This window comes from Pseudocitrobacter sp. RIT415, from assembly GCF_003057695.2.
GTDB lineage: Bacteria > Pseudomonadota > Gammaproteobacteria > Enterobacterales > Enterobacteriaceae > Pseudocitrobacter > Pseudocitrobacter faecalis.
The window spans coordinates 29090-54656 of sequence record NZ_QBJC02000015.1; the positions used below are offsets into that span (position 1 = coordinate 29090).

Consider the following 25567-nt stretch of genomic DNA (forward strand, 5'->3'; position numbering starts at 1 on the left):
CCTTATTCCAAATCGTCATCGTCATTAATGGTGAAATCATCTGCTACCGGGCGCATCGCTGAGCAGTAATATCCTGTGTCTGTTGTTCGATAGCGCCAAAGCAGCGGTTCTATATCGGTAATGCGGTGCAGTCCTCGCCATTCGCCAACGCCATATACGGCCTCGACAAAAGCGAAAGGCGTGTTTTCATCGCGTGCATTCGCCACCTCTCCAGGTTCGTAAAGCGGTGAAATACGTTGATAGCCGCACATCAGCGGCACCAGATACCCCGGCATCGGTTTGGGTTGATATTCCCATCGTGCATCGCCCCTTTCATCCGGTGCTTGTGACTGATATTTGATGGCGGAAAAATCAAGCCATGCATCCAGACGCGACATTTCCGGGTGCTGTTGATGGTGTTCAACCAGCCATTCACTGCGGTCAAACAAGACGAAGCCAGGCATTAAGCGCCAGAGGATCTTGCGGAGCTGTTTTTCATCTTCCGGAGCCGAAAAGATATGTGGGTCACGCATGCTAATAATGCTGCCGCCCGCCAGTTTTTGGCTTTGACAGAGCATTTTCAGGTGAGTGCAAAGCGCCTCTTTCCCATAGTCACCGTTGATAATTTCGCCCTGACACTCCACCACCAGCGAAACCGTGAGATGCATTCGCCCCTCTTCATTAAAGGAAGCCGTGTTCCCCTCTTTGGTCAACGGGTTACGGGTGAGCGCAAACTGATAATCGCGCCCGGAGGTGTACGCATGTACCTGATACTCATGACTCACGACGGCACAACCTTCAAAACGAACACCGTACTCCTCGCAGACTTTGCGCGAGAGCGCGTGTACGTATCCCAGGAAATGGGTTATTGCCGGAAATCCCCAGGTGAGCCCAGCGACAGCATTGGCATTTTCGATACGCAGGTGCGGCAATACAAGCAAGTAACTCATTTCAGCGCCTCCTGCACGATAGCGTCCATTTCCCGCATTCGCTGACGAAACAGTGGTAACGTACGCCATGCCTTATGCTCAACCGCCCCAACATCCAGGCTTGCCTTTTTCAGGCGATAATTGAGCCAGCGCGCAAAGTCATCAGCCACGCCAACTTGCCAGTCATCCTTGTCTCGCTCCAGGCGGAATATTTCATCCGTTTTGCTGCGCCACGGATCCAGCCACAGCTGCTGATGGAGCGGCATCTCCGGGCAATTCTGGCTCCAGCCCTGCCATTTTTCCTGCTGGAACGCTGAGGCCTGCATAAACAGAAGATCGATAAGCTCATCAACGTACTGTGCTCTGGCGCTACGAATTCGAATATTGTTTCGTTCGACGTTCGCCTTCAGCAGAAACGTCATGCTGGCGATGATGTGTGATGCTGAATGATTAAACTCACCGCGCGGGGCAAAAATACTGCGCAAATTTCGCGGAGCGCGTTGCAGACTCACCCAAGCAGGAGGACGCGAAGGTAACAACCACGCACGGCCACCACGTGAACTATTTAGGGCCGAGATGTTTTGCGGCTTGGTGCCGCCAAAATGCATTTCAGCGAGATTCGGATAACGAATATCAGCCTGCGCGTGCCATTTTCCTGCCCGATGTGCTTCTCGGATTGCTTTAGCTTCTTCGCCAAAGCGCGCAGCAATCAACTTTTCGTGCATCGCCTGAGTTAACGACGTCGCGAACAGTGGGCAAAGCAAATGGTAATCGCCTGCAACGGGAAAGTAGATTTGTTTAGCCAGTTTATGAGAGGTGGGCTGTAACGATGCCAGCGCCTGGCTAAATCCGGTCACCCACTGCACAAGTTGTGCCTCATTCTCGGCCAGTGCTTTGAGCGATTGATGATCGCCACGTTTAAGGCAAGCCAGAAGCGAATCGCCGTCCACTTCTGTTTGCAGCAGTTTTGCAACATCCAGCGCTGCTGCGTTTCCTACGGCATCGGTTGCAACGTTACTGAGTGAAGAAGTATCAAGATAGATACCGTCACTCATGGCGTCCCGATATAGGCTACTGCTTTTAGCGTCTCCATGGGTAAATTTAGCCGCATGGGTAACCAGCCGGACTTGACCCGCGCGTTTGGCGGCATCGGTCAGCCAATTCCGCACTTCATAACGTAATTCCAGCTCATGACGCTCCAGCGCAATAGCGCTGGCCGCTTCCCCCTGCGCCAGCCGTTTGGCTGCGTCCTTATCGAAGGCATCCAGTTTGGGTTGCCTTCGGGAAGCAATATACTCATTAATAAAATCCACAAGACTCTTGTTCAAAGATTCCCTCCTGTCGCCCCCTTTACGGGGCGCGAAATACCCCTAGCCACGGGTGATAACACCAGCCTTCAATTGCATCGTCTTCACTGACGGATACCCGTACCTCAAAAAATTTTTCTCCGACTCGCGCGATTTCCATGCCCTGCTTTTCCGCCAGCTCCAGCATCATTTGCCGATAATCCAGCTCGCCCCAGCACACTACGCCACGGACACAAATGACATCCTCATGAACCAGCGTTTGCGCTTTTCCCACATTCCCATCCAGGCGTGAACAGAAAACCGGTTCACTCTCCTCCTCTTCCATATGCAGGTAGAGCACAGTTTCAGGTTGCGACCGACGAAACGGCGTTCGCCGCTGCATCCATCCGTTCCAAGACAACGATTTTCGCCACCATTGCGCGGCCACAATCGACTGACTCCTGCTGTTTAGCAGCTCATCTTTCAGACGTTGATGCTCAAGCGCCGCCAGCTTGTTATCCGCGTGATCTGCGATAATCCTCGGCAAGGCATTGATTGTGCGAATGTCCTGCGACGGCAGTAATTCGCGAACGTCATGACACGCCAGAAGATGGCGTTTGTTTTCGAATCCAGGATGACAGAACGCGGGGGATTGATGCTTCAGCGCTTTAACGTTATGGCTCAGGATCGCCAGGTTCTCACTTGTCGGTTCCTTGCGTCGATGCCGCTGTATACGCCCGGCAAACTGGATAATCGACCGCATGGAACTGGGCTCAATAATGCCCCAATCCGCATCCCAGTCTCGGCCAACTTCAATAACGGAAGTGCCAAGCACCACAAAAAGATGGTGTTTTTCCGAACGATTTCGCACTGCATCGGCAATATCCGCATTCAGCCAAAAGGCCTCTTCCCGATGACGCGTAAATGCGCTATCCAGACGTTTTTCAATTAATGAACGCACCGCCAGGGGATGACGGGCGTGATAGACACAGTAATGAATGCAAATATCGTCTGGCGAGGGCATCGCTATTAATGCCTTCGCCACGGCGACTAACGGGTTGATATTGGCGAATCTCACCAGCCCCAGCGAGACAGTTTTACCGCTATCATGGGTTTCATGATGCGCCGCATGTAACGCCAGCATTTGCGCGTGCAGAGTTGTACTGACGTTGGCAATCACTGAGGAAGTCTCGGCCGAACCAGGCGGAACGGGGGTAATGCACCCAAAATGGAGGCGAGGTTTCGCTATCAGCATCTTTGCGCGTTGGGTGATAAAGTTCTGGTGGATGCGCTTAAAGTTTGGTCCATCGCCAATTTGCTCCGCGTGGACAGATTTTTCATCAAACCACGCGCAGCAAATATTCACGGGCCGATCGCTCACGCCGCAGGACACCTGCCAGACTTTGCGCCCGGCCAGATAGGCAGCGTACAGAGCCTGAATCAAATCGGGCGGAAGTGTCGCCGACGAAAGCAGCACACGTGCACCCAGCATGCCCGCCCAGTTGACGAGACGACACACAGCGTGGAGGTCGGCAATGTCGAAATCATCAGGCTCATCCAGCACCAGATCGCTGGTCAACAGTCGCAGCATCGCCGGAAGCTGCGCGCCACCACGAACGCCTTCCGTTGCCGGGATCAGATGATCGATCGTTGTCACCAAAACCGGCGCACTCACTAATGCCGCGACCGCCCCATCTCCCTGCAACCATTTATCTAAAATACCGGGATGAATGGCCCCTTCGTAGTGCACATATTGCTGTACCTCGGCGAGCGGCGATTGCGAATCACTTCCGCGATCGGATTCATATTTTTCATCTGCGCTTTGCTGCCATAGCTGCTTTACCGCTGCCGACCCAATCAGAACAGCCAGATCGTCGCTTTCAAGCTGCAATCGTTCGCGAAGCGCTTCGCCCGTTTGCAGGGTTAGCGTTCGCAGGCCCAATGCGACGGTGAAACGGCAGCCATCTTGTTCATCAGAAAGGGCATACATAACGCGAGCATTGGCGAACGTTTTTCCGCAACCTGTCGATGCCATATTCACACCGAAAAATCCTTCTTCACGGCTACAATCGCGCAGGGCTCGGGCAGTATCCCAGGCAGCATTTTGCCAGTGAAAAAGTGGCGAGGAGGCACGCTTGCTAAAGCCTTTATGACGAGCGATAGCAGGAAGTGACGCGCGCGCATGCGAGATCTGCCGTCCCAACACAAACGCGTGGTGGGCCACGCCAGCCAGATGCTCATCCACGTGCTGTTTCATAGCGCCGGTATTTCTGTCGCTGTTCGCCCATGGCGGGTAATCCGCGTCATGCCAAATAGCGTTGGGTATGCTCGCAGAGTAGAAATGGTCAGCCAGCATCAGGCAGAAACGCGCCATATGAAGAGTAAATAGTTGATTTATCAGCCCCCACTTTTTTAATGTGGCGGCTTGCTGCGCCCGGCGGGCAATTTGCCGCGCCTTTTCCCGCCATACGCGGCTTTGCAACGGAGTACCGTGGGGAAATGTCCAGACGTTATTGAAATCAGAGTACGTCCATTCATCACTACGATGATTAAGGGCATTCCAGTCGGCATTAAGTTGATTTTCAAGCCAGCTATCGCAATGTTCCAGAGATTCCATACTTCTGCTTTGGAAGTTCTCCGGCAGGCGGTGATGCGACAAAATCAGCCAGGCGACTGTTTTCGCCAGTGGCGGTAACGTGCGAAACGGACTATTGGTGAAGGTTTGATGATCCTTACACAACCGTTCCAGAATTGAAGGCTCATCTACCGGCGTGAGACGCCCCAGTTTATCCAGCCACTCTTCGTCCGCCTGTTCTCCGACAAACGCCTGGAACAATCGTACAGAGATCCACTCATGCCGATAAGGCTGATAACGTTTCGCATCTTTCCCGGTCAGGCTGGCCTGAAAACTATGTCCGGCTTTACCGAAATCGTGAAACAACCCGGCGATGGCCGCCAGTAACGCGATACTTTCCGCACATTGCCAACGCAGCTCTTCGCGACGTCCGGGTTGGGGTCTTGTTGTCCGGTTGGTCGGCACTCGTCCCTGCGCATTAAAACGCCGGAGATTACCGACAATCCACAACAGCTCAGTTTGACCATTTTTCTTCAACCAGTGACAGGCAACGGCGGTATTACGTCTGGCGGTTTTCCGCAACAATCGCCGTAGCGTATTGACGCCTTCCATGGTGATCGCCGTCTGCCAGGCCGCGTCACCGGTTCGTTCAGCAAACTGATCGATAATCCGACAACTCTCTACGCGCGCGTTTTTGGTGCAGCGGGAAATGATCAACACATTCATGCTTCGGCCTTAGCCAGCGCGCGTGCGGTTTCCTGAAGCGAAGAAATCATAACGTCCAGCGCGTCTGCCTGTTGGAAGGCGGCGATGCAGCGCTGCCGAAATTCCTGCGCGTCCTCGCCAGCCATTGCCGCGAGAAACGCCTGTGGCATGACCAGGGCATCTTTTATTAAATCAGCAAGATCAAAAACCAGCCCACCGCGACGGGTTTTCCCATGCATCACGGCTAACCCGTGTGGGATCCCCGTAACCCAGGCTGCTACCGCCGCCAGGCCGTAAGCCAGGTAGTTGCCTTGATCGAGAAAGCGGTTTGCTATATCGATTCCACCACCGCGTTTAGCGCGGGTAAAATCACCATATCCCACCGTTTGACTGACCGTTTTATAGAGTGCTTTAGTCAGTTTCGCTTCCGCCAGCATCAAAAGCGTGTGGTTTTCTGACTGACGCATCTCATCCCGGGCCCGCTGGAGTAATCCACACAGCGATTGCGGATCCGGTTGAAAGAGAGAATCGCGTTGCATTGAGGTACTGAGCCAACGTTTTTCGATTTGCGCCAGACGAATTGCCTGGAAACGCTTCGCGGCTTCAAGACGCTTCTGATCATCAAACCAAAATGAAACCAACTGCTGAAGGTACTCCGTGGGACGGTATTCGCTTTGTGGGCTTAGCCAGGAGACATCCACATCCACTTCATTTGCAGCATAAAGCGGCGTGCCATCCGTACCGCAAAACCCCACCATCACTCCCGCATGGGCGAATTCACGCATCGCAGCCTGAGTGACCGATGTCCCCATGCCAAGCATCAGGGCCGTGGTGTTAGCAATAGGGATATTCCAGTAAAAAGACTCTTTGCCCTCACTGGTCACATACTCCACACGCCCACCGTTGACCTGCACCCGACACTTTTCCAGATAATAAATATTGGCGCGTTTAGAGTGCAGAATGGTTTTCAGGTCCGTGGCCGTGAGATAGTGAGCAGGCATAAGCACATCCTGTGATTATTGCTTTTAGATTGATTAGGCGTAATAAACCATTGTTGCAATACACAAACATTGATCAATGTCGTGATTATTCACTTGCTAACTAAATTAGTGTAAAAAGGCGGGAATTTGGGTTTTCAGGGCGGCAGTGATGCCCGCATCCAGCGGCGGAATTCTTTGGCGATATTTCTACGTGGTTTGCCCGGCGGTGAACGGCTTACTGCGTATTCCGGTGATTATGAAGATTTTCTAGGCTGCCTGTACGGCAGTGAACCTTTTGGTTGTCGTTGGTGCCGATATTCGAACTTTCTAAGCTGCCTGTACGGCAGTGAACCACCGTTACGCTCTTTATAATTCGCCTGTTCTTTTCTAAGCTGCCTGTACGGCAGTGAACACCGAGCAGGGCACAACGCTTGAAACGATGCTTTTCTAAGCTGCCTGTACGGTAGTGAACAGCGCCGCCATTAGCATCACAATGAGTGACATTTTCTAAGCTGCCTGTACGGCAGTGAACATACGCGTGGCAATTGCGCTCAACGCTTCGCCTTTCTAAGCTGCCTGTACGGCAGTGAACCGCAAAGCCTCCTACCCGTCCTGGGCCCTGCTTTTCTAAGCTGCCTGTACGGCAGTGAACCAGTTGCCCCATTCAGGCCAGCGCCGCGCATTTTTCTAAGCTGCCTGTACGGCAGTGAACAATCCGTTTGAACTCAATTACCCACACCCATGTTTCTAAGCTGCCTGTACGGCAGTGAACGGGAATGGGCCGCATGGTCACGCAGCCCGATATTTCTAAGCTGCCTGTACGGCAGTGAACGGTTAACGCGGTGCGACAACATGCCGGGGAACTTTCTAAGCTGCCTGTACGGCAGTGAACTGACAGGTTGTTAAACTCTTCACATTCACTGATTTCTAAGCTGCCTGTACGGCAGTGAACTCGCCAATGCTGATTCTGATTTTTCGCATTCGTTTCTAAGCTGCCTGTACGGCAGTGAACTGTGGGGATGCGCTGGAAATATTATCCGGCCTTTCTAAGCTGCCTGTACGGCAGTGAACATATTGAAGCGCAAGCCCGAGCTGTTCCGAGCTTTCTAAGCTGCCTGTACGGCAGTGAACTTACCGCCGCACCAAGATCATGTCTAACTAAATTTCTAAGCTGCCTGTACGGCAGTGAACCTTATCATGTACCGCCATACAAAGCGGGCGTATTTCTAAGCTGCCTGTTCGGCAGTGAACCCTTGCTCTTGTGTGACGCGCTCAGCGCGTTCTTTCTAAGCTGCCTGTACGGCAGTGAACAAAGACGTGGCCGATAATTGCGCGCGCGTGCTTTTCTAAGCTGCCTGTACGGCAGTGAACCTATTTTTGCGTCAAAGGCAGGGCGCACAAACTTTCTAAGCTGCCTGTACGGCAGTGAACCGCAGCCGCCGCCGCGTTGCCTGCTCGGGCTATTTCTAAGCTGCCTGTACGGCAGTGAACGGGATTTTGAGACGTTTTCACAGAGTTACCCTTTTCTAAGCTGCCTGTACGGCAGTGAACGCGTGATTCGTAAAGGTGCCGCAGCGGCTGACTTTCTAAGCTGCCTGTACGGCAGTGAACGGAATGTAAGTCGTGTAACGGTTACTATCTTTTTTCTAAGCTGCCTGTACGGCAGTGAACTGAACCCAAAACACTCTAGCATATTGTTATCCTTAAACTTAACACTCAAATCTCCCTTTTGACCCTATTTTTCACGTCCCAATTCCCTGCGTTAATAATCAATAACTTAAAAACATGTCCAAAAAAAGGGTTCCAAAACCATTCCATCGAGCATAAAAAAGCCGGGCTGTCTCCAGCCCGGCTTTTGGTTGAAACTATGTGCTTACAACGCCTTATCCGGCCTACTCGTTCCAGGCCACCCGTAGGCCCGATAAGCTTGCGCATCGGGCATTTCAACGGTCGCCAATCGCCTCAAAGAAATTAATGCGCCGCTTCCGGTTTGTGCTTTTGCGCACTCTGGAAACCGTAGGTCAGCTCATTTTTCTCTTTATCCAGCGCCACCGTCACCTGGCCACCATCCACCAGCGAGCCGAACAGCAGCTCGTTTGCCAGCGGTTTTTTCAGGTTGTCCTGAATCACGCGGGACATTGGACGGGCACCCATTGCGCGGTCGTAGCCTTTCTCTGCCAGCCAGTTGCGGGCTTCCTGAGTGACTTCCAGCGACACGCCTTTCTGATCCAACTGCACCTGCAGTTCGACGATAAATTTATCGACAACCTGATGGATAACCTCAGTAGAGAGGTGATCGAACCAGATAATGTTGTCCAGACGGTTGCGGAATTCCGGCGTGAAGATCTTCTTGATCTCTTCCATCGCATCGGTGCTGTTATCCTGCTGAATAAGGCCGATGGATTTACGCTCGGTTTCACGCACCCCGGCGTTGGTGGTCATCACCAGCACCACGTTGCGGAAGTCGGCTTTGCGGCCGTTGTTATCGGTCAGCGTACCGTTATCCATCACCTGCAACAGCAGATTAAAGACGTCCGGGTGTGCTTTTTCGATTTCATCAAGCAGCAGTACCGCGTGCGGGTGTTTAATCACCGCGTCGGTGAGCAGACCGCCCTGGTCAAAGCCGACGTATCCCGGAGGCGCACCAATCAGGCGGCTCACCGTGTGGCGTTCCATATATTCGGACATATCAAAGCGCAGCAGTTCAATACCCATCGCTTTCGCCAGCTGAACGGTAACCTCGGTTTTCCCGACGCCGGTTGGCCCGGCGAAAAGGAATGAACCGACCGGGCGATGATCGTGGCCGAGACCAGCACGACTCATTTTGATCGCCTCGGTTAACGCGTCGATGGCTTTATCCTGACCAAACACCAGCATTTTCAGGCGATTGCCCAGCGTTTTCAGCGTGTCGCGATCGCTCTGGGAGACGCTTTTCTCCGGGATACGCGCAATGCGCGCGACCACGGATTCGATGTCTGCCACGTTGATCGTTTTCTTACGCTTGCTGATAGGCATCAGGCGCGCACGCGCACCCGCTTCATCAATCACATCGATCGCTTTATCAGGCAAATGACGATCGTTGATGTATTTCACCGCCAGCTCAACCGCCGCACGAACCGCTTTCGCGGTGTAGCGCACATCATGGTGAGCTTCATACTTCGGTTTCAGACCGTTGATTATCTGCACGGTTTCCTCGACAGAAGGTTCGGTAATGTCGATTTTCTGGAAACGACGCGCCAGCGCACGGTCTTTCTCGAAGATGTTGCTGAATTCCTGGTAAGTGGTTGAGCCCATCACCCGAATTTTACCGCTGGAGAGCAGCGGTTTAATCAGGTTAGCGGCATCCACCTGGCCGCCCGACGCTGCGCCCGCACCAATAATGGTGTGGATTTCATCGATGAACAGAATACTGTTGTTGTCCTGCTCCAGCTGTTTGAGCAACGCTTTAAAGCGTTTTTCAAAATCACCGCGATATTTGGTACCCGCCAGCAGCGAGCCAATATCGAGTGAGTAGATGGTGCAGTCGGCCATGATTTCCGGCACGTCACCGCGCACGATACGCCATGCCAGACCTTCGGCAATCGCGGTTTTACCGACGCCAGATTCACCCACCAGCAGCGGGTTATTTTTACGACGACGGCAGAGCACCTGAATGGCGCGCTCCAGCTCTTTGTCGCGGCCAATCAGCGGGTCAATACCGCCAACGCGAGCAAGCTGGTTAAGGTTGGTGGTGAAGTTTTCCATGCGTTCCTCCCCGCCTGCTTGCTCTTCATTGTTCGGGGCCTGGCTTCCGGAATCGGAAGACTGGCTCGGTTCGTCTTTACGCGTACCGTGAGAGATAAAGTTGACCACATCGAGGCGGCTCACTTCATGTTTACGCAGAAGATACGCAGCTTGCGACTCCTGCTCGCTGAAAATGGCGACCAGAACATTTGCACCGGTGACTTCGCTACGGCCAGAAGACTGGACGTGGAATACCGCACGTTGCAGGACACGCTGGAAGCTGAGCGTCGGCTGTGTGTCGCGTTCTTCTTCACTGACCGGCAGAACCGGCGTGGTTTGTTCGATGAAGGCTTCGAGTTCCTGACGCAGCGCGACCAGGTCTACAGAACACGCTTCCAGCGCTTCACGGGCCGATGGGTTGCTAAGCAGTGCCAGCAGCAAGTGCTCGACGGTCATAAACTCATGACGGTGCTCGCGCGCTCTGGCGAAAGCCATGTTTAAACTGAGTTCCAGTTCTTGATTGAGCATAGGCACCTCCCCCAATTTTCATGCCTGATTTCAGGCTTTTTCCAGCGTACACAACAATGGATGCTCGTTCTCCCTCGCGTATTTATTCACCATGGCTACTTTGGTTTCTGCCACCTCGGCAGTGAAAACACCACAAATAGCTTTACCCTGATAGTGAACCGTGAGCATGAGTTGTGTGGCACGTTCTACATCATAAGAAAAGAATTTTTGTAACACGTCAATAACAAACTCCATTGGCGTGTAATCATCATTGACTAAAATCACTTTATACATCGACGGGGGTTTCAGCCCATCCTGTAGTTTGTCTTCCGTTAGCTGGTCAAAATCCAGCCAGTCTCTGCTCTTACTCATTGTCAGTCATCATCTTCGGTGGCAAGTGCGCAGTCGCTGACCTCTGTTTATACAGGTACTAAATCTACTGTAGATCATAGATAACTATCACCTATAGCTGTCATTAGCGAACTCTGTCACATTACCGTCAATAGCGTTAACTGCTTCAAATTTTGATCCATTTTCCGCCCATCTGGCCCTTCAAACCCTTGACGCTTCGCGCGAAAACTCTAAATTGTAGTGGCGAGAGTTGGCGAGGTTTTAAACAACTCCTGACTCCACCACCGGTTCATTCCATCTACATATAAGAGTTACGAAGGATGTCGAAGTATGGAAATGGGTACTGTTAAGTGGTTCAACAATGCCAAAGGGTTTGGTTTTATCTGCCCGGAAGGCGGTGGCGATGACATATTCGCCCATTACTCCACCATTCAGATGGATGGTTACAGAACGCTAAAAGCCGGGCAATCGGTCCAGTTTGATGTTCATGAAGGCCCGAAGGGTAACCACGCCAGCGTGATTATTCCCATCGTCGAGGCAGAAACGGCCGCATAGCCTTCACGCTTCATTGTGTACATCCCGCCGTCAAAATGCCAGTCCCTTCGACTGGCATTTTTCTTTTACTCGCGTGCCAGCGCATCCACCGGATCAAGCCGGGCCGCGTTGCGAGCCGGTAACCAGCCAAACAGCACGCCGGTGAGCGTCGAACAGATAAACGCCGTAAGCAGCGCGACGGGCGAAAAGCCAATTTCCCAGCCCGGCAAAATCAACTGCAGCGCCAGCGCTATCATTAAGGATAGCGTCACACCTAACGCCCCGCCTACCAGACACACCAAAACGGCTTCAATCAAAAATTGTTGCAGCACATTGCTGGCCCGCGCACCCACCGCCATACGAATACCGATTTCGCGCGTTCGCTCGGTCACCGACACCAGCATAATATTCATCACGCCTATACCACCCACCACCAGCGAGATGACCGCCACCAGTGTCAGAAACAGCTGTAATGTATGTGTGGTGCGTTCCGCCGTTTTCAAGACGCTGTCCATATTCCAGACGAAGAAATCTTTTTTCCCATGACGCAAACTGAGCAGGCGCGTGAGCTGTTGTTCGGCAAAACTGCTGTCATAGCCCTCTTTTACGCGTACCGTGATGGAATTAAGCCACGATTGCCCCATAACGCGCCCCGCCATCGTTGAATAAGGCAGCCAGACGCGTAAGATTGTGCTGCTGCCAAACATCGACTGTTTCTCATCCGCCACGCCAATTACCGTGGCAGGCATATTCCCCACCAGAATAATTTCACCCACCACGCTGGTTTTATTCGGGAAAAGCTGGCGGCGGGTGTTGTTATCGAGCACCACCACCTGCGCACGCTCAGCGGCCTGAATCGCGTTAAAGGTGTTGCCTTCGCTGAAGGTCATACCGTAGACGTTAAAATATTGCTGGCCAATCCCCTGCACGCTTGCAGCCACATCAATATTGCCCGCGCGCAACCGTAGGTTTTTAGAAACAGCGGGCGTGGCAGAACTCACCCACGACTGTTTTTCAATCGCCAGCAGGTCGTCGTATTTCAACGATTGTTGATACTGCGGGTCGTCGTCGCCAAAGTCTTTCCCCGGATACACATCAATCGTGTTGGTACCGATAGAACGGATATCCGCCAGCACCATCTGCTTTGCCGCATCCCCCACCACCACAATCGACACCACCGAGGCAATACCGATAATAATGCCGAGCATGGTTAATAGCGTGCGCATTTTATTGGCCGCCAGGGCGCGCCACGCCATCGACAGCGCTTCGCGAAAACTGTTGCTGAATTGCCGCCAGCCGGAGACGTGTTCACCGTTCACGCGTCGCGCTTCGCCCGTCGCCGCTTTAGCCGGTGGATTACGTAAAATTTCGCCGTCATGAATTTCGATCACTCGCTCGGCCTGCACGGCCACCTGCGGATCGTGGGTGACGATAATAATCGTGTGCCCCTGCTCTTTGAGCTGGTGCAGAATTGCCATCACCTCTTCGCCGGAACGGCTATCCAGCGCGCCAGTCGGTTCATCCGCGAGGATCACCTGCCCGCCGTTCATCAGCGCACGCGCAATACTCACGCGCTGCTGCTGACCGCCGGAAAGCTGTGAAGGCGAGTAATCGACGCGCTCTTCAAGGCCGAGGCGCTTAAGCAGTTCCGCCGCGCGCACCAGACGAGCTTTACGCTCCATACCGGCGTACACCGCCGGCACTTCCACGTTTTGCACCGCCGTCAAATGCGAGAGCAAATGATAACGCTGGAAGATAAAACCAAAGTGTTCACGCCGCAGTTGTGCCAGCGCGTCGCTATCGAGTGTGGCAACGTCAACGCCCGCAACGCGGTAGGTACCACTGGTCGGTTTATCGAGGCAGCCGATGATATTCATCAACGTGGACTTACCGGAGCCAGATGCGCCGACAATTGCCACCATCTCCCCGGCGTTGATCTCCAGCGTAATGCCTTTCAGGACTTCGGCACTTCCGTCACCGGAAGGATAACTACGGCGAATGTCCGTGAGCTGCAGCAGCGCCGTCATTTCGCGGCTCCCGCTTTGCCCTCGCCAATAATCACTTCGTCGCCGGCTTCCAGACCTTTTGCGATTTCCACTTCCGTGTCATTACGCGAACCAATGGACACTTCGCGCGGTTTCACCTCCCCGTTACGCAGCAGGCGCACGGTATAGCGGTTATCGCCCACGCTGTCGCCCAGCGCACTCAACGGAATGGTCAGCACGTTCTTCACGCCGGTGAGCTGAATATGTACCTGCGCCGTCATATCAAGACGCAATACACCTTGCGGGTTAGGCACTTCAAAACGTGCATGATAGAAAATGGCATCGTTCACTTTTTCCGGTGTCGGCAGGATATCTTTCAGCGTCCCTTCGTAGCGCGTCAGCGGATCGCCAAGAACGGTAAACCAGGCTTTCTGCCCCGGCTTCAGATGGATGACATCGGCTTCAGAGACCTGCGCTTTCACCAGCATGGTGCTGAGATCCGCCAGCGTCAGAATGTTTGGTGCCTGCTGTGCGGCGATAACGGTCTGCCCTTGCAGGGTGGTAATCTGCGTCACTTCCCCGGCCATTGGTGCTACGATCCGCGTATAGTCGAGGTTGGTTTTTGCCGTATCGAGCGAGGCCTGATTACGTTTTATTTGGGCATCAATCGTGCCGATTTGCGCCTGTTTAACAGCAAGCTCAGTCGTCGCGGTATCCAGATCCTGGCGTGAAATGGCCTGGGTTTTCGCCAGTTGCTGTTGACGCGCCAGCGTCACCTGCGCCAGTTTACGTTCCGCTTCCGCCTGAGCGCGTTGCGCGCGCAGTTCCATCAGCGTGGCTTCCACTTCTTTAATCTGGTTTTCGGCCTGCTCCGGGTCAATCACCCCCAGCAGTTGCCCTTTTTTAACTTTATCGCCAATCTCAACGGAGAGCGTTTTTAACTGCCCGCTCACCTGCGCACCGACGTCAACTTTACGCAGTGCATCAAGCTTACCGGTCGCCAGCACGCTCTGTTCCAGCTCGCCCGGGCGAACAATCAACGTTTGATACTGCGGTAACGGCGCATTCAGCGTGCGCCAAATAGCAATCAGCCCCGCGATGACCACCACCGCGAGCAGCACATATCGTTTTTTTATTTTTCCCTTAATACGCATACCTATCCTGATATTTTTCGTTGTTTCAGCCAGAGTGAGAGCATCAACATCAACCGTTACTAAACAAACAAGTAAAGGTGAACAGGGTAACAGAGTTATTGAGAATTGGTTAAGTTTGCCAGTGGTGAAATCAACGCATCATCCATTACGCGGATTGCTGATATGTTGCAAACCACTGAAAACTCCCATTACCCGACGCTGCCCACCTCCAGCGTTGGCCTGTTCTTCTGCTTATGGAGCGGGCTGTGGCGCCCCGGTAAATTCTGGCATCAGCGCAGCTTTCGTAGAAAGTTTATGCTGCGTTCGCTATGGATGCCGCGTTTATCCCGCCAGTGGATGGCAGAAATGGCAAAATGGCCCGACCTCGAACGCCTGCTGTTAATTCAGCCGCGCCTGCCCGTCCGCCTGCATCGTCCTTATCTGGCCGTTAATCTTGATCGCCAACAGTTGCTGGATGCGCTGCGCTATCACTACCGCACGCTGCGCCAGGCGCTGACCACGGATGAGCTACAGCGTTACTTCGCCTGTGCAGGCATTCCGCTGGCTGAGATCGAAGGCAAAGAAGGCGAAATCTATACCCTGCATTTTGCGTCCGTTATCTCGCTGGATAAAGAGGGTGAAAGTACGATTCTGCTGCGCAACGCGCGTAATGAGATGCTGGCGGAAATCACTTTTACCATTTGCGAATATGACGGTAAACGCACACTGTTCATTGGCGGCTTGCAGGGCGGGAAAACCGAGCAGTCACAGCAGGATATTCATCAGGCGACCAAAGCCTGTCACGGCCTGTTTCCAAAACGCGTGGTGATGGAAGCGGTATGCAGCTTTGCCCAGCGCTGGCAGATGGAGCAAATTCTCGCGGTTAGCAACCAGGCGCATATCTACCGCAGCCTGCGTTATCGCGATAAAGAGAAAAAAATCCACGCGGATTATGACAATTTCTGGGAAGCCGTTGGCGGCGTGAATGATGAGCGCGGTTATTACCATCTACCGCTCTCCGTCGCCCGTAAAGACGAAGCGGATATCGCCAGTAAAAAACGCGCGGAATATCGCCGCCGTTACGCGCTGCTGGACAGCATCACCCGCCAGATCCAACAGCGCTTCAATGTTTAGTCGGCTTTACCGCGCGCCAGCCAGATAACGCGCGAGAACATTTTACGCAGCAGCGTCGGTACGGCGTCCACGCCGCGCCGCCCTGCTTCCATCGCCACCTCAATGGCCAGATCGGGTTTTGAGGAGCGATGAATCGCTTTCGTTATTACCCGGCGCATATTCATGGGAATATTCTCCGGCAGTTGCGCCACCCGATGGTAGACATCAGAGAACCCCTGACGGTACATAAAGTGTTCCATATCCAGTGCCGGAAGTGCTGTCAGGTAGTGACGCTCCTGCTCTCTGTCATTATTGAGCAGGCTGCGCACGGTCGCGGCGTATTTCTTACCTGCCTCATCGCCATCCACCAGCACGTGCCACTCAATTCCCATTCTCCGGGCAAATTTAATCAGTGGCTTCAGGCCGGACTGGGCAAACTCGATGACTTTTACCCCTTCGGCGTCAAAATGATGACCACACTGGCGCGCCAGTTCATTAATGACCCAGGTTTCGGTTTCGCCCTCCACCAGCAGCCAACAGCGAGCAAACAACGACGACGCGCGATTGAAGCGAATGTGGAACGAAATTCGGCGACTGTCGTCGGGGTTCATGCCGCCCGGCCCTAAACGCCACGCCGCCACGCGCGAGGATTCACGCACCAGACGACAAACGTGCTCCATCGGCGTCAGCGATAACAGCTCACCAGAATTGGTGGTGGTCACGCGCTGAAGCGGCAGCAGATTGAGTAAATTCCACGCGACAGACAGCATAATCGGGTGTAAGCGCGTTTCCGGATCTTCAATTAGCAGCAACGGTCGGGCGTCTTTATCAAGGCGAACAGTACCTTTTGCCTGCAACAACGTAGAAAAGAGCGCAAGAAGGATCATCCGGTGGCTGCGTGCGCCGGGTTTATCAATCATGCGGTTGATGATATCGAGATAACGCCAGCTGCGCTGTTCATCGTGGGAACGTTGACGCATCAGGCGATGACGCGCTTCATCTGAGCCTTGTTCAGAGAAGTAGTGTTCCAGCAGTTGCACCATCGCCGACAGCCCCTGACGAATCTGCGCATCGCTCAGATTTTGCGGGCTGGAAACCAGCTCGCGGGAGAGGAAATCGAGCTGTTGTGCGGTCACTTCAACGTCTGGCGTGTTGGGCACGGTGCCGTTGCGAATGCGGCGCATAAAGCGCGCGTCGCGCAGGCGGAGCACGGGCATCAGGCGGATCAAATGACGCGCCATCGCGTCGATATCGTCCAGTTCCAGCGCATGCCCGTTGCTGTCGATAAAGCTGCGCAGGGTCATGACGCTGTCATCTGCGCCCAGCTCACCTTCCAGACGGTAAAACAGACGATGATAACCATCTTCCCCGCGCGACCAGCAATCGGCCAGGGGACGATAGCGCCGCCCGCGGTACCGCCCTGGCTCAGATTCGCGGAAGGTCAGAATAATATGCAGATGGTGCTCACGCCCCTTCACATCACCCGGCGGGAACCAAAAATCGTTGCGTACAAAGTGATAGAGCTCATCACGAGGAGATAACAGCAGGGTTAACGCGTCCAGCAGACTCGATTTGCCCCAGGCGTTTTCGCCAATCAGGACGTTGTTTTGCTCCAGCATTAATGACAATCGATTAATGCCACGAAAACCGACAATTTCTACGCGTTCAAGAAGCATGTCCCCTCCGTTTAGCTACCGCCTTTTCCTTCTGTTATCGGCAGTATATACGCAAAAACATTCAAGTTGCGTCAAGCCGTTAAGAGAGTGCGGCATTGATACGGATCCGCACTGCTCGGGCGCGACGCGGCAATGCTTTTTGCTAGCACAAAAATGGAAGAGCAAACAGATAATGCTACCAATGAATATTCTTAAAAGAATGCACTACACTCTATTCAACCAACCAGATTGTTTAAGGAATAACATCACATTGCCTTACATCAAATTTAACGTATAAATTTAACTGGTGAAGGGATGACAACGTTTTTAAAATAACGACTTCTATACTCAGCTTTATTCTGTTGGCATTGCGGTGATTCTGCTCACTTTCTCTGCCAGCAGTAATGTCGTGGGTATAAATTGTGTCGTCACCCCTTTCTGACGATAAATAATGTACAGAGAGAATTTTCTCATCCTGTACGTGCTTTTTTATTGAGGTGGTTATGTTTAGAAAATTAGCTGCAGAGTTCTTCGGTACTTTCTGGCTGGTGTTTGGTGGTTGCGGTAGCGCCGTTCTGGCTGCGGCATTCCCGGAACTGGGGATCGGTTTTGCGGGCGTGGCGCTGGCATTCGGTCTGACCGTACTGACCATGGCGTTCGCTGTCGGTCATATCTCCGGCGGTCACTTTAACCCGGCAGTCACGCTGGGCCTGTGGGCGGGCGGTCGTTTCCCGGCGAAAGACGTTATCGGTTACATCGTCGCTCAGGTTATTGGCGGTATCGTCGCAGCGGCAGTGCTGTATCTGGTAGCCAGCGGTAAAGCAGGCTTCGACGCTGCAGCAAGCGGCTTCGCGTCTAACGGCTATGGCGAACATTCACCGGGCGGCTTCTCTATGCTTTCCGCTATCGTCATTGAAATCGTGCTGACCTGTGGCTTCCTGCTGGTCATCCACGGCGCGACCGACAAACATGCACCGGCAGGCTTTGCGCCAATCGCTATCGGTCTTGCACTGACCCTTATCCACCTGATCAGCATCCCGGTTACCAACACTTCTGTTAACCCGGCGCGTAGCACTGCGGTCGCTATCTTCCAGGGCGGCTGGGCACTGCAGCAGCTGTGGCTGTTCTGGGTTATGCCGATTATCGGCGGTATCCTCGGTGGCCTCATCTACCGTACTCTGCTGGAAAAACGCGACTAATTTACGCTTTGTTCTTGCCGGATGCGGCGTAAACGCCTTATCCGGCCTACAAAATAGTGCAAATTCAATATATTGCAGAAATCTTGTAGGCCTGATAAGCATAGCGCATCAGGCAATGTTACGTTTGTCATCTGTCTCAAAGCCCGCTAAGCGGGCTTTTTTTGTGTCGGATGGCGCAACGCTTATCCGACCTGGTTAATCACCGCCCCGTAGGCCCGGTAAGCGCAGCGCCACCGGGCAGGTTTGATATTTCATGCCGATTTCGGTAGTGTCATTGCCGCTCAATACACACTGCAAGGAATACGCCGCTCATGTTGTCGGGACTGCTGATCATTCTCGTACCCCTGATTCTGGGTTACCTGATCCCCCTCACCCATCGCCCCACGCTTCAGCTGATTAATCGACTGCTTAGCTGGATTGTTTACGTGATCCTCTTTTTGATGGGCGTGAGCCTGGCATTTCTCGATAATCTGGCCAGCAATCTGTTGGCTATTTTCTACTACTCTTCTATCAGTATTGTGGTTATTTTGCTGTGTAATATTGCAGCACTTTTCTGGCTCGAAAAGTCTCTGCCCTGGCGTCACCATCATCAGCAGGAAAAATTACCTTCGCGCCTGGCAATGGCGCTGGAATCATTAAAACTGTGCTTTGTGGTGGTCGGTGGTTTTGTCCTGGGTTTAACCGGTCTCTCATTTTTACAACACGCGACCGCCGCCAGCGAATATACGCTTATTTTCCTTTTGTTCCTTGTGGGTATTCAACTGCGCAATAGCGGCATGACGCTAAAACAGATTGTCCTCAATCGCCGTGGGATGATTATTTCCGTGGTGGTGATGGTGAGTTCTTTAATTGGCGGAGCGATTAATTCCCTGATTCTCGGACTGCCATTAAAAACCGGGCTGGCGATGGCATCCGGATTTGGCTGGTACTCCCTTTCCGGCATCATGACCACCGATGCTTTTGGCCCGGTGATTGGCAGCGCCACTTTCTTTAACGATCTGGCGCGCGAACTCATTGCCATTATGCTGATTCCGGCGCTGGTGCAGCGTAGTCGTTCTACGGCACTCGGTTTGTGCGGTGCAACATCAATGGACTTCACACTCCCCGTACTTCAGCGCTCCGGCGGCGTGGAAATGGTGCCGCCCGCGATCGTTCACGGCTTTGTATTGAGCCTGCTGGTTCCGCTGTTAATGGCCTTTTTCACCGCCTGATTACCCCCATGGCGGTAGCCTTCGCTGCCGCCAAAATTGCGCTAAATCAACCTCCCTTTAACTAGCCATAAAAACCGCTTTTCAAGCACATGGCACAGGCTTACCCTTAAACATGTATATTAAATATAACTTTAAAAGGTGTGACCATGTTTTGTGTGCAATGTGAACAAACCATCCGTACTCCAGCAGGAAACGGCTGCGCGTACTCGCAGGGTATGTGCGGTAAAACCGCCGAAACGTCTGACCTGCAGGACCTGCTGATTGCCGCTCTGCAAGGGCTCTCCGCCTGGGCGGTGAAAGCGCGTGAATACGGTATTATCGATCATGCGATTGATAACTTTGCGCCGCGTGCATTTTTCTCCACGCTGACCAACGTTAACTTCGACTCCCCACGCATCGTCGGCTACGCGCGTGAAGCCATCGCCCTGCGTGATGCATTAAAAGCTCAATGTCTGGCCGTTGATGCCAGCGCAAGCGTAAATAACCCGATGGCCGACCTGCAACTGGTCAGCGATGATTTAGGCGCACTGCAACAGCAGGCCGCTGAATTTACCCCGAACAAAGACAAAGCAGCGATTGGCGAGAACATCCTCGGCCTGCGTTTGCTGTGCCTGTACGGCCTGAAAGGCGCGGCTGCCTACATGGAACACGCGCACGTTCTCGGTCAGTACGATAACGACATCTACGCGCAGTATCACAAAATCATGGCGTGGCTGGGCACCTGGCCTTCCGATATGAACGCTCTGCTGGAGTGCTCAATGGAAATCGGCCAGATGAACTTCAAAGTGATGAGCATTCTGGATGCCGGTGAAACCACCAAATATGGTCACCCGACGCCGACGCAGGTCAACGTTAAAGCGACTGAAGGGAAATGTATTCTGATTTCCGGTCACGACCTGAAAGATCTCTACAATCTGCTGGAACAAACCGAAGGCACCGGCGTTAACGTCTATACCCACGGTGAAATGCTGCCGGCACACGGCTACCCGGAACTGCGTAAATTCAAACATCTGATCGGCAACTACGGTAGCGGCTGGCAGAATCAGCAGGTTGAATTCGCCCGCTTCCCTGGCCCTATCGTGATGACCTCTAACTGCATCATCGACCCGACTGTTGGCGCATACGACGACCGTATCTGGACCCGCAGCATTGTCGGCTGGCCGGGCGTGAGCCACCTTGAAGGCGACAACTTCGGCCCGGTTATCGCCCAGGCACAGCAAATGGCGGGCTTCCCGTACAGCGAAATCCCGCATCTGATCACCGTTGGTTTTGGTCGCCAGACGCTGCTGGGTGCAGCGGATACCCTGATTGACCTGGTGAGCCGCGAAAAACTGCGTCACATCTTCCTGGTCGGCGGTTGCGACGGCGCGCGTGGTGAACGTAACTACTTCACCGATTTCGCCACCAGCGTGCCGGACGATTGCCTGATCCTGACCCTGGCCTGCGGTAAATACCGTTTCAACAAACTGGAGTTCGGCGATATCGAAGGCCTGCCGCGTCTGGTGGATGCCGGTCAGTGTAACGATGCGTACTCCGCGATTATTCTGGCGGTGACGCTGGCAGAAAAACTGGGCTGTGGTGTTAACGACCTGCCGCTCTCTCTGGTGCTCTCCTGGTTCGAGCAAAAAGCGATCGTTATCCTGCTGACTCTGCTGTCACTCGGTGTGAAAAACATCGTCACCGGGCCAACTGCACCGGGCTTCTTCACCCCGGATCTGCTGGCAATCCTCAACGAGAAATTTGGTCTGCGTTCCGTGACCACCGTTGAGGAAGACATGAAGCAGTTGCTGAGCGCGTAAGGAGTAAACGATGACAATGCCAACCCCTCAATGTCCGTGGCGGATGCAGGTACACCACATCCACCAGGAAACGCCGGATGTGTGGACGCTGTCGCTGCTGTGTCACGACTACTATCCATACCGCCCTGGCCAGCATGCGCTGGTGAGTGTGCATAACTCTGCCGATACCCTGCGCGCGTATACCCTCTCATCGACGCCGGGCGTGAGCGAATACATTACGCTGACCGTTCGTCGTATCGACGATGGTGCGGGCTCTCAGTGGCTGACCCGCGATGTCAAACGCGGCGATTACATCTGGCTGTCTGATGCGATGGGCGAGTTTACCTGTGACAATGAGCCGAACGACCGTTTCCTGCTGCTGGCAGCCGGTTGCGGGGTGACGCCAATCATGTCGATGCGTCGCTGGTTGGCAAAATATCGCCCGCAGGCTGACGTGCAGGTTATCTTCAACATTCGCTCACCGCAGGATGTGATTTTCGCTGACGAATGGCGCAACTATCCGGTCACGCTGGTCGCAGAAAACAACGCTACGCACGGTTTTGTCTCTGGCCGTTTAAGCCCCGAGCTGCTGCAAAGCGTGCCGGACATTTCCTCGCGCACCGTGATGACCTGCGGCCCCGCGCCGTACATGGACATGGTGGAGAAAGAAGTGAAAGCGCTCGGCGTAACTCGCTTCTTTAAAGAGAAATTCTTTACCCCGGTGGCCGACGCCGTTAACAGCGGATTGAAATTTACCAAACTGCAACCGGCGCAGGAATTCTACGGCCCGGTAGGCACGACGCTGCTGGAGGCGATGGAAAGCAACAAAGTGCCGGTTCAGGCCGCTTGTCGTGCAGGCGTGTGCGGTTGCTGCAAAACCAAAGTGGTGTCTGGCGATTACACCGTCACCAGCACCATGACGCTAAGCGAACAGGAAATCGCCGACGGCTACGTACTGGCGTGCTCCTGCCATCCGCAGGGTGATTTAGTGCTGGCATAAACGCCTGAAACAACCAAAACCGAAACGGTCATCGGAAACGATGACCGTTTTTTTATGCATTGACATAAAACCATACAAATCAAAGGGAAAATAAAAAGCACAACCGTTATCTTCGACTAAACTTGTTAGCGATATCACATTTCAGGAGATGGAAAACCATGAAGCAAACCGTTGCCGCTTATATCGCTAAAACCCTTGAACAAGCTGGCGTTAAACGCATCTGGGGCGTCACCGGAGACTCGTTAAATGGCCTGAGTGACAGCCTCAACAGAATGGGCACCATTGACTGGATGCCCACGCGCCACGAAGAAGTGGCCGCCTTTGCCGCAGGCGCAGAAGCACAGCTCACCGGTGAACTTGCCGTCTGTGCGGGCTCGTGCGGGCCAGGTAACCTGCATTTAATCAACGGCTTGTTTGATTGCCATCGCAACCACGTGCCGGTGCTGGCAATAGCCGCCCATATTCCGTCGAGCGAAATCGGTAGCGGCTATTTCCAGGAAACGCACCCGCAGGAGTTGTTCCGCGAATGCAGTCATTACTGCGAACTGGTTTCGTCACCCGAACAAATTCCGCAGGTGCTGGCGATTGCCATGCGCAAAGCAGTGCTCAATCGCGGCGTATCGGTGGTTGTGCTTCCAGGCGACGTGGCGCTGAAAGCCGCGCCGGAAAGCGCCAGCAGCCACTGGTACCACGCCCCGCTTCCGGTGGTGACGCCCGCCGAAGAGGAACTTGATAAACTGGCGCAACTGTTGCGCTACTCCAGCAACATCGCCTTCCTGTGCGGCAGCGGCTGTGCCGGGGCGCATAAAGAGCTGGTGGAATTTGCCGCTAAACTGAAAGCACCGATTGTTCATGCCCTGCGCGGCAAAGAACACGTCGAATACGACAACCCTTACGATGTGGGCATGACCGGGCTGATTGGCTTCTCGTCGGGCTTCCACGCGATGATGAACGCCGATACGCTAATCCTGCTCGGCACACAGTTCCCATATCGCCCGTTCTACCCAACGGATGCCAAAATCATCCAGATTGATATCAACCCTGCCAGTATTGGCGCGCACAGTAAGGTTGATATGGCGCTGGTCGGCGATATCAAATCAACGCTCCGCGCCCTGCTGCCGAAGCTGGAAGAGAAGAGCGACCGTCGCTTCCTCGATAAAGCGCTTGAGCACTACCGCGATGCGCGTAAAGGGCTCGATGATCTCGCCAAACCCAGCGATAAAGCCATTCACCCGCAATATCTGGCGCAACAAATCAGCCATTTCGCTGCTGATGATGCCATCTTCACCTGCGATGTCGGCACGCCAACCGTTTGGGCCGCGCGTTATTTGAAAATGAACGGTAAGCGCCGTCTGCTAGGTTCGTTTAACCATGGTTCGATGGCCAACGCTATGCCCCAGGCGCTGGGCGCACAGGCAACACACCCAGGTCGCCAGGTGGTGGCAATGTGCGGTGACGGCGGCTTCAGCATGCTGATGGGGGATTTTCTCTCGGTTGTGCAGATGAAACTGCCGCTGAAAATCTTCGTCTTTAACAACAGCGTACTGGGCTTTGTGGCGATGGAGATGAAAGCCGGGGGTTATCTGACGGACGGCACCGATCTGCACGACACCAACTTCGCGCGTATTGCCGAAGCGTGCGGCATCACGGGGATCCGCGTAGAGAAGTCCGCTGACGTCGATGAGGCCATTCAAAAAGCCTTCAGTATTGACGGCCCGGTGCTGGTGGATGTGGTGGTCGCCAAAGAAGAGCTGGCGATGCCGCCGCAAATCAAACTGGAGCAGGCCAAAGGGTTCAGCCTCTATATGCTGCGCGCCATCATTAACGGGCGCGGCGATGAAGTGATGGAACTGGCGAAAACCAACTGGCTAAGGTAAAACATCTGACATTCTCCCCGGTTACAAGGAAATGTCATGATCGATTTACGCAGTGATACCGTTACCCGACCGAGTCGCGCCATGCTCGAAGAGATGATGGCCGCCCCGGTTGGGGATGACGTTTATGGCGACGATCCTACCGTCAACGAGCTCCAGCGCTACGCTGCCAGCCTTGCCGGTAAAGACGCCGCCCTCTTTTTACCCACTGGCACCCAGGCCAACCTGGTTGCCCTCTTAAGCCACTGTGAACGCGGCGAGGAGTATATCGTCGGCCAGGGTGCGCATAATTATCTGTATGAAGCGGGCGGGGCTGCGGTGCTGGGCAGTATTCAGCCGCAGCCGATTGACGCAGCTGTGGACGGCACGCTGCCACTCGATAAAGTCGCGGCTAAAATTAAAGCTGACGATATTCACTTTGCGCGTACCAAACTGCTGAGCATTGAAAACACCCATAACGGCAAAGTGTTGCCGCGAGACTATCTCCGTCAGGCGTGGGAATTCACCCGCGAGCGCAAGCTGGGGCTGCATGTCGATGGCGCGCGCATTTTCAACGCCGTGGTGGAGTATGGCTGTGAACTGAAAGAGATCGCGCAATATTGTGATTCGTTCACCATTTGCCTCTCTAAAGGTCTCGGCACGCCTGTCGGTTCTTTGCTCGTCGGCAGTCATGATTACATCAAGCGCGCGACACGCTGGCGCAAAATGACCGGGGGCGGAATGCGTCAGGCCGGGATTCTGGCAGCCGCCGGGCTCTATGCGTTAAAAAACAACGTCGCGCGTTTGCAGGATGATCACGACAATGCTGCCTGGCTGGCAACACAACTGCGGGAAATCGGTGCGGACGTGATGCGCCACGACACCAATATGCTGTTTGTCCGCGTGGGCGAAGAACAGGCGGCGGCGTTGGGTGCGTTTATGCGTGAACGTGAGGTTCTGATTAACGCCTCGCCGGTGGTACGCCTGGTAACACATCTGGACGTCAGTCGCGAACAACTGCACGACGTCGTCAGCCACTGGAAATCGTTTTTAGCCAAATAAGGAGAGTGA

General features: G+C 53.8%; 17 protein-coding genes and 1 CRISPR repeat array. Of the genes, 8 read left to right on the forward strand and 9 right to left on the reverse strand.

Going from position 1 to position 25567, the window contains the following annotated elements; all coding sequences use genetic code 11:
- Positions 1–2: 2 nt before the first annotated feature.
- The 6 genes from csy2 to clpS all read right to left on the reverse strand — a co-directional run bounded on the left by csy2 (position 3) and on the right by clpS (position 11056).
- Positions 3–929, reverse strand: coding sequence for a type I-F CRISPR-associated protein Csy2 (gene csy2, locus DBY68_RS15220; protein WP_108474609.1), 927 nt, complete (start codon positions 927–929; stop codon positions 3–5).
- Entirely contained in the window at positions 926–2236 is a 1311-nt protein-coding gene (gene csy1 / locus DBY68_RS15225; protein ID WP_108474610.1) for a type I-F CRISPR-associated protein Csy1, read from the reverse strand. The genes csy2 and csy1 overlap by 4 nt, the downstream gene beginning before the upstream one ends.
- A gap of 22 nt (positions 2237–2258) precedes the next feature.
- Positions 2259–5495, reverse strand: a complete 3237-nt coding sequence (gene cas3f / locus DBY68_RS15230; protein ID WP_108474611.1) for a type I-F CRISPR-associated helicase Cas3f — start codon at positions 5493–5495, stop codon at positions 2259–2261.
- Positions 5492–6475 carry a type I-F CRISPR-associated endonuclease Cas1f gene (gene cas1f / locus DBY68_RS15235; protein WP_108474612.1) on the reverse strand — a complete coding sequence of 328 codons (984 nt, stop codon included), beginning with the start codon at positions 6473–6475 and terminating at the stop codon, positions 5492–5494. Before cas1f ends, cas3f begins: the two co-directional genes overlap by 4 nt.
- Positions 6476–6658: 183 nt before the next feature.
- Positions 6659–8125: a CRISPR direct-repeat array (repeat unit 28 nt; unit sequence TTTCTAAGCTGCCTGTACGGCAGTGAAC).
- 300 nt (positions 8126–8425) lie between these two features.
- Positions 8426–10705, reverse strand: coding sequence for an ATP-dependent Clp protease ATP-binding subunit ClpA (clpA, locus tag DBY68_RS15240; RefSeq protein WP_015965120.1), 2280 nt, complete (start codon positions 10703–10705; stop codon positions 8426–8428).
- Between the two features lie 30 nt (positions 10706–10735).
- Positions 10736–11056 (reverse strand): ATP-dependent Clp protease adapter ClpS, encoded by a 321-nt coding sequence (gene clpS, locus DBY68_RS15245; protein ID WP_015965121.1) that lies wholly within the window; start codon positions 11054–11056, stop codon positions 10736–10738.
- A 309-nt stretch (positions 11057–11365) separates the two neighbouring features.
- Here clpS and cspD point away from each other — a divergent pair, with 309 nt between their 5' ends.
- On the forward strand, positions 11366–11590 hold the full coding sequence (gene cspD, locus DBY68_RS15250) for a cold shock-like protein CspD (protein WP_108474613.1): 225 nt from the start codon (positions 11366–11368) through the stop codon (positions 11588–11590).
- A 65-nt stretch (positions 11591–11655) separates the two neighbouring features.
- Here the strand turns inward: cspD and macB are convergent, their stop codons facing one another.
- Together macB and macA are read right to left on the reverse strand one after the other, a co-directional pair.
- Positions 11656–13596 (reverse strand): macrolide ABC transporter ATP-binding protein/permease MacB, encoded by a 1941-nt coding sequence (gene macB / locus DBY68_RS15255; RefSeq protein WP_108474614.1) that lies wholly within the window; start codon positions 13594–13596, stop codon positions 11656–11658.
- Entirely contained in the window at positions 13593–14708 is a 1116-nt protein-coding gene (gene macA / locus DBY68_RS15260; RefSeq protein ID WP_108474615.1) for a macrolide transporter subunit MacA, read from the reverse strand. The genes macB and macA overlap by 4 nt, the downstream gene beginning before the upstream one ends.
- A gap of 162 nt (positions 14709–14870) precedes the next feature.
- Here macA and DBY68_RS15265 point away from each other — a divergent pair, with 162 nt between their 5' ends.
- Positions 14871–15821 (forward strand): VirK/YbjX family protein, encoded by a 951-nt coding sequence (locus DBY68_RS15265; RefSeq protein WP_108474680.1) that lies wholly within the window; start codon positions 14871–14873, stop codon positions 15819–15821.
- On the opposite strand, the gene DBY68_RS15270 is transcribed toward DBY68_RS15265, so the two are convergent.
- Positions 15818–17476 carry an ATP-dependent endonuclease gene (locus DBY68_RS15270; protein WP_108474616.1) on the reverse strand — a complete coding sequence of 553 codons (1659 nt, stop codon included), beginning with the start codon at positions 17474–17476 and terminating at the stop codon, positions 15818–15820. The two genes, DBY68_RS15265 and DBY68_RS15270, sit on opposite strands and share 4 nt — an antisense overlap.
- Positions 17477–17958: 482 nt before the next feature.
- Here DBY68_RS15270 and aqpZ point away from each other — a divergent pair, with 482 nt between their 5' ends.
- The 6 genes from aqpZ (at position 17959) to ltaE (ending at position 25558) form a co-directional block, all read left to right on the forward strand.
- A complete protein-coding gene (aqpZ, locus tag DBY68_RS15275; protein WP_015965127.1) occupies positions 17959–18654 on the forward strand; it encodes an aquaporin Z in 696 nt (231 codons plus the stop codon).
- Positions 18655–18965: 311 nt separating this feature from the next.
- Entirely contained in the window at positions 18966–19865 is a 900-nt protein-coding gene (locus DBY68_RS15280; protein WP_015965128.1) for a lysine exporter LysO family protein, read from the forward strand.
- A 146-nt stretch (positions 19866–20011) separates the two neighbouring features.
- Positions 20012–21664, forward strand: a complete 1653-nt coding sequence (gene hcp / locus DBY68_RS15285) for a hydroxylamine reductase (protein WP_108474617.1) — start codon at positions 20012–20014, stop codon at positions 21662–21664.
- A gap of 10 nt (positions 21665–21674) precedes the next feature.
- Positions 21675–22643 (forward strand): NADH oxidoreductase, encoded by a 969-nt coding sequence (hcr, locus tag DBY68_RS15290; RefSeq protein ID WP_108474618.1) that lies wholly within the window; start codon positions 21675–21677, stop codon positions 22641–22643.
- A gap of 158 nt (positions 22644–22801) precedes the next feature.
- Positions 22802–24520 carry a ubiquinone-dependent pyruvate dehydrogenase gene (gene poxB / locus DBY68_RS15295; RefSeq protein ID WP_108474619.1) on the forward strand — a complete coding sequence of 573 codons (1719 nt, stop codon included), beginning with the start codon at positions 22802–22804 and terminating at the stop codon, positions 24518–24520.
- A gap of 36 nt (positions 24521–24556) precedes the next feature.
- Positions 24557–25558, forward strand: a complete 1002-nt coding sequence (ltaE, locus tag DBY68_RS15300) for a low-specificity L-threonine aldolase (RefSeq protein ID WP_108474620.1) — start codon at positions 24557–24559, stop codon at positions 25556–25558.
- Positions 25559–25567 lie beyond the last annotated feature (9 nt).